The sequence below is a fragment of the Sulfitobacter sp. UBA4523 genome (assembly GCF_002388305.1).
Taxonomy (GTDB): domain Bacteria; phylum Pseudomonadota; class Alphaproteobacteria; order Rhodobacterales; family Rhodobacteraceae; genus Sulfitobacter; species Sulfitobacter pontiacus.
The window spans coordinates 39263-45436 of sequence record NZ_DGMH01000037.1; the positions used below are offsets into that span (position 1 = coordinate 39263).

Genomic DNA, 6174 nt, shown 5'->3' on the forward strand with positions numbered 1-6174 from the left:
CACCGCGCCCTGAACGGCTGCATCCTGTTCCTGCCCCAGATCAACGGCAAATCCGTCACCACCGTCGAAGGGCTTGCCGCGCCTGATGGCAGCCTGCATCCCGTGCAGCAGACCATGGTCGACTATCACGGCAGCCAATGCGGCTTTTGCACGCCGGGCTTTGCCGTCACCATGGCCACCGACCATCTGAACGGGGCCACGGATCACGACACGCAGCTCGCCGGCAACCTGTGCCGCTGCACCGGTTACGCCCCAATCATCCGCGCCGCCAAAGCCGCCGAGGCCGCCCCCGTGCCCGCCCACCTGCGCAACCTCAAACTTCCAGATGGCCCTAAATCCTCGGGGGGGCCGGCGCAGCGGGACGGGGGCGGACAGCCCCCTGCGACCTCGCGCCCCACGACCACGGATGAACTGGCCCACTGGTACGCCGATCACCCCGATGCGACCCTGATTGCGGGGGCAACGGATGTCGGCCTCTGGGTCACCAAACAATTCCGCGATCTGGGGCCGGTCGTGTTTCTCAACCAGATCCCCGACCTGCGCGGCATCACCGATGGCGGGGATCACTGGCGCATCGGCGCAGCCACCACCCTTGCCACGCTCACCGCGCATTTTGCCCCGCTCTACCCCAGCTTGGGCGCGATGCTGCGGCGATATGGCTCGGCGCAGGTGCGCAATGCGGCCACCATCGGGGGTAACATCGCCAATGGCTCGCCCATCGGGGACGGCCCTCCGGCGCTCATCGCGATGGGGGCAACATTGCACCTGCGTCACGGCGACACCCGCCGGAGCCTGCCGCTTGAAGACTTCTTTATCGACTACGGCAAACAGGACCGCGCCCCCGGAGAATTTGTCGAGGCGATCACCGTCCCGAAGCTCCCCACCGGCAAGAATGACAGCCTGCGCTGCTACAAGATCAGCAAACGTTTCGATCAAGACATCTCGGCGCTGTGCGGCTGTATCAACATCACCCGCGCGGGCGATGTAATCACAGACGCACGCATCGCCTTTGGCGGCATGGCAGGCACACCGAAACGGGCAAGCCAGACCGAAGCCCTGTTGATCAACCAACCTTTTGACGAGGCGACGATCCGCCGCGCGATGGATGCCTTGGCGCTGGATTATCAGCCGATGACTGACATGCGCGCCTCGGCGCAGTATCGCCTGCTGACCGCCCAGAACCTGCTGCTGCGCTATCTGCATGACGTGAACGGCCTGCCCACGAACCTGCACGAGGTGACAGCATGAGCGTTGCCAAACCCCTCCCCCATGATGCAGCCAAGCTCCATGTCACGGGGGCTGCGCGTTACGTTGACGACATCCCGACACCGGCCACAACGCTGCATATCGCCTTTGGACTGAGCACGGTGGCCGCGGGCACGCTCAACGGCATGGACCTGCGCGATGTCGCTGCTGCCCCCGGTGTGGTGGCGGTGCTGACGGCGGCAGATCTGCCGTTTGACAATGACGTATCGCCGTCAAACCATGACGAACCCCTGCTGGCCACCGACGCGGTACATTATGCGGGCCAGCCCGTGTTCATGGTCATCGCGACAACCCACCTTGCCGCTCGCCACGCCGCGCGGCTTGGGGCGGTGGACATCACCCCGACCGCGCCGATCCTGACCATAGAAGAGGCACTCGCCGCCGATGCACGGTTCGAGGATGGCCCCCGCATTTACCAAAAGGGGGGCGCTGCCGCCGCGCTGACCACCGCCCCCCAAACTCTGAGCGGGACGATCAATATCGGCGGGCAAGAGCATTTCTACCTCGAAGGTCAGGCCGCCCTCGCCCTGCCGCAAGACAATGGCGACATGGTCGTCCATTCCTCGACCCAGCACCCGACCGAGATCCAGCATAAGGTGGCAGAGGCGCTTGGCACGCCGATGCACGCCGTGCGGGTAGAGACACGGCGCATGGGCGGTGGTTTTGGTGGCAAGGAAAGTCAGGGCAATGCGCTCGCCGTGGCCTGTGCCGTCGCCGCCGCGCGCACGGGACGCCCCTGCAAAATGCGATATGACCGCGATGACGATATGATCGTCACAGGCAAACGCCATGATTTCCGCATCGACTATACCGTAGGGTTTGACGCCACTGGCCGCATCTCGGCGCTGGATTTCACCCATTACACCCGCTGTGGCTGGGCGATGGACCTGTCCCTGCCCGTGGCCGACCGTGCGATGCTGCATGCGGATAATGCCTATCACCTTGATAACATCCGCATCACCTCGCACCGCTTGCGCACCAACACGCAAAGCGCCACGGCGTTTCGCGGGTTTGGCGGGCCACAGGGGATCGTGGGGATCGAACGGGTCATGGACCATATCGCGCAGTCACTCGGGTTTGATCCGCTGGCGGTGCGGCGGGCCAATTTCTACGCCGATGTGATGCAGCCTGACGCAACCGGACAGGCCCATGACCACCGCGCCCTGCCCCATGATACCGAGGCTGATCTTGCCTCTCGCGGGGCATCGCCCGCACCACAAGAGAGCACGCCACCCCAGCCCACGGGACTGCAAACCACACCCTACCACCAACCGGTGCAGGACTGTATCATCAACGCGCTGACCGACCGGCTGGCCCAGACATCGGACTACGCCGCACGCCGCGCCGCCATTGCCGACTGGAACGCGACGCAGCCGGTTCTGAAACGCGGCATCGCGCTGACGCCGGTCAAGTTCGGCATCTCTTTCACCCTCACCCACCTTAATCAGGCGGGGGCGTTGGTGCATGTCTATCAGGACGGGTCGATCCACCTGAACCACGGCGGCACGGAAATGGGACAAGGCCTGTTCCAAAAGGTCGCGCAGGTCGCCGCCAGCCGCTTTGGCGTTGACCTCTCCGTCGTCAAGATCACCGCGACGGATACCGGCAAGGTGCCCAATACCTCGGCCACGGCGGCGTCTTCGGGGACGGACCTGAACGGCATGGCGGTCCAAGCGGCCTGCGACACGATCCGCGACCGCATCGCCGACCATCTGGCCGAGCGTTATCAGACCACCGCAGACCAGATACGCTTTGCCCAAGGCCAGGTTCATATCGGGGAAGAGGTGATCAGCTTTGCCCAAGCTGCCGCCTCTGCCTATGAAAACCGCGTGTCGCTGTCCTCCACCGGCTACTACAAGACACCCGAAATCGAATGGGACCGCATCAAGGGCCGCGGCCGCCCGTTCTTCTACTTTGCCTATGGCGCAGCCGTCACCGAAGTGGTGATCGACACGCTGACGGGCGAAAACCGCATTTTGCGCGCGGACATCTTGCACGATGCGGGCGCATCGCTGAACCCCGCGCTGGACATCGGCCAGATCGAAGGCGGCTATGTGCAGGGCGCGGGCTGGCTCACGACCGAGGAACTCGTCTGGGATGCCAAAGGCACGCTGAAAACCCATGCGCCGTCGACCTACAAGATCCCCGCCATCTCGGACCGGCCCGATGTGTTCAACGTGGCGCTTTGGGACGAACCCAACCCCGCGCAGACGATCTACCGGTCAAAAGCGGTGGGGGAGCCGCCGCTGATGCTGGGCATCTCGGCCTTCATGGCGCTGTCGGATGCGGTGAGCGCCTGTGGCGACGGGTTTGGCGACCTGCAAACACCCGCCACGGCCGAAGCAGTGCTGACCGCCATCGGGAAGGCCCGCAATGCCCTTTGACCGCGCAGCCCTGGCGCAGGCCGTTGCCGCGCATGGCACGGTGGCGCGCATCGTTCTGGTGCAGGTCAAAGGCTCTGCCCCGCGTCCGGCGGGGACGTCGATGCTGGTTTGGGCGGGCGGTGCGTCCGGCACAATCGGCGGCGGCCAGCTTGAGCTGCAATCGATGCGCGATGCCGCCGCCATGCTCGCGGGTGGCCCGCGCTGCAAGCTGACCCGCGCCGCCCTTGGCCCCGCGATGAACCAATGCTGCGGCGGGGCGGTGACAGTCGTGACAGAGCGTTTCGACGCCGCCACAGTCGAAGCCCTGCCCGACACCTACCCCGACATCTACCTGCGCGCTGTTGATCCGGTGGCCCCGCCCCTTGCCGACAGCTTTCGCGCCAAGATCGACCGTGCCAGTGGCAGCGCGACACCGCTCGCCATTACCCTGCACGGCGGCTGGTTGGCAGAGCCGATGTGGCAGCCCTCGCGGCAAGTGGTCATTCACGGCGCGGGCCATGTCGGCAGCGCGCTGGCGCGTATTCTGGCCCCGCTGCCGCAGTTTCGCGTCACACTCGCCGACCCGCGCCCCGGGTATCTGGACGATCTGCCAGAGGGCGTCAGCGGTGCCGATGGCCCTTGGGGTGCCGCGCTGCACAGCGCTGAAGATGACGCTGCACATTTTATCATGACACCGGCCCATGACGACGATCTGGAGCTCTGCCACCGCTTGCTGCAACGCGATTTCGCCTTTGGCGGGTTGATCGGGTCAGACACGAAATGGGCGCGGTTTCGCAGCCGTCTGGCGGCCCTTGGCCATGCCCCCGAACAGATCGCCCGCATCACCTGCCCCATCGGCGCGCGGCAATTTGGCAAGCATCCTCAAGCGATTGCGCTTGGGGTGGCCACGCAACTCTTGCAATTTGAACCCGCCCGCACGAATAAACAGGTTCGTTTGACACAAAAGGAACGCTGCGCATGACCGACACGCCCCTTCTGGCGCTTTCCGGGCTGACCAAAGCCTACCCCGGTGTTGTCGCCAATGATAACGTGTCATTGCGGATCGCGCCGGGCGAGGTCCACGCGCTGCTGGGGGAAAACGGCGCGGGCAAGTCGACGCTGGTCAAGATGATCTATGGGCTGGTCAAACCCGACAGCGGCACGATGCAGATGCACGGAGCCAGTTTCGCCCCGCACGAGCCCCGCGCCGCACGCGCCGCCGGTGTGGGCATGGTGTTCCAGCATTTCTCGCTGTTCGACGCGCTCAGCGTGGCCGAAAACATCGCCCTCGGGATGGAGAACGCGCCCAAGCTGCGCACCCTCAGCAAGCAGATCCGCGACGTGTCCGAGGCCTACGGCCTGCCGCTGGCCCCCGACCGCATCGTCGGCGACCTTTCGGCCGGTGAACGCCAGCGGGTCGAGATCATCCGCTGCCTGCTGCAAGACCCCAAACTGTTGATCATGGATGAACCCACCAGCGTTCTGACCCCGCAAGAAGTTGAAATCCTGTTCAAAACCCTGCGCAAGCTCAGCGCCGAGGGCACCGCGATCCTCTATATCTCGCACAAGCTCGAAGAGATCCGCAGCCTGTGTGACAGCGCCACGATCCTGCGTTTGGGTAAGGTCGTAGGCCATTGCACCCCGTCAGAGACGACGGCACGGGATATGGCAGAAATGATGGTGGGCAGCACGCTCAAGACACCGACCCGCGCAGGCAAGACCCCCGGCGCGGTCAAGCTGGACCTGAGGGGGCTGTCCGCGCCCTCACCCAGTTCCTTTGGCATGCCGCTGCGTGACATCACCGTGCAAGTCCGCGCGGGCGAGATTCTGGGCATCGGTGGCGTGGCGGGCAACGGGCAGGATGAATTGCTGTCGGCCCTGTCGGGCGAGTTGCCGACCGCCGCTGGCATGATCGGGTTCGAGGGTCAGGACGTGGGCCAGCTTGGCCCCACCGCGCGCCGCCGTCTGGGTATCCTGACCGCGCCCGAGGAACGGCTTGGCCATGCCGCCGCCCCTGATATGTCCCTGACCGAGAATGCGATGCTGACCGGTGCCGTGCGCGAAAAGCTGGAGCGGCGCGGCATGTTGAACTGGCCCGCCGCCAAACGGTTTGCCGAACGTATCATCGCGGATTTCGACGTGCGCACCCCCGGCCCCGGCAATGCCGCGCGTTCGCTGTCTGGCGGGAACCTGCAAAAATTCGTCATCGGCCGAGAGGTGTTGCAAGATCCGCAGGTGCTGGTGGTCAACCAGCCCACATGGGGGGTTGATGCCTCTGCCGCGGCGGCGATCCGGCAGGCGCTGCTGGATCTGGCCGAGAATGGCACAGCGGTGATCGTGATCAGTCAGGATCTGGACGAGCTGATGGAAATCTCGGACCGCTTCGCCGCGCTGAACGAGGGCCGCCTGTCGGAGCCGCGCGCCGCGGCAGGGCTGACGGTGGACGAGATCGGATTGATGATGGGCGGGGCCCACGGGATGGAGGTGGCGCATGTTTGACGCGTTGCTTGCGGGGGTTTCACACCCCCACACCCCCGTGGAGTTT

4 protein-coding genes are annotated in these 6174 nt (G+C 65.1%); all 4 read left to right on the plus strand.

The window, feature by feature from the left end:
• Positions 1-1248, plus strand: a 1248-nt coding sequence (gene xdhA / locus B3849_RS09370; RefSeq protein WP_286780047.1) for a xanthine dehydrogenase small subunit, incomplete at its 5' end; no start/stop codon positions are given.
• On the plus strand, positions 1245-3650 hold the full coding sequence (gene xdhB / locus B3849_RS09375) for a xanthine dehydrogenase molybdopterin binding subunit (RefSeq protein ID WP_278424685.1): 2406 nt from the start codon (positions 1245-1247) through the stop codon (positions 3648-3650). The genes xdhA and xdhB, both read left to right, overlap by 4 nt.
• Positions 3640-4611 carry a xanthine dehydrogenase accessory protein XdhC gene (xdhC, locus tag B3849_RS09380; RefSeq protein ID WP_278424684.1) on the plus strand — a complete coding sequence of 324 codons (972 nt, stop codon included), beginning with the start codon at positions 3640-3642 and terminating at the stop codon, positions 4609-4611. The genes xdhB and xdhC overlap by 11 nt, the downstream gene beginning before the upstream one ends.
• Positions 4608-6128 (plus strand): ABC transporter ATP-binding protein, encoded by a 1521-nt coding sequence (locus tag B3849_RS09385; RefSeq protein ID WP_278424682.1) that lies wholly within the window; start codon positions 4608-4610, stop codon positions 6126-6128. Before xdhC ends, B3849_RS09385 begins: the two co-directional genes overlap by 4 nt.
• Positions 6129-6174 lie beyond the last annotated feature (46 nt).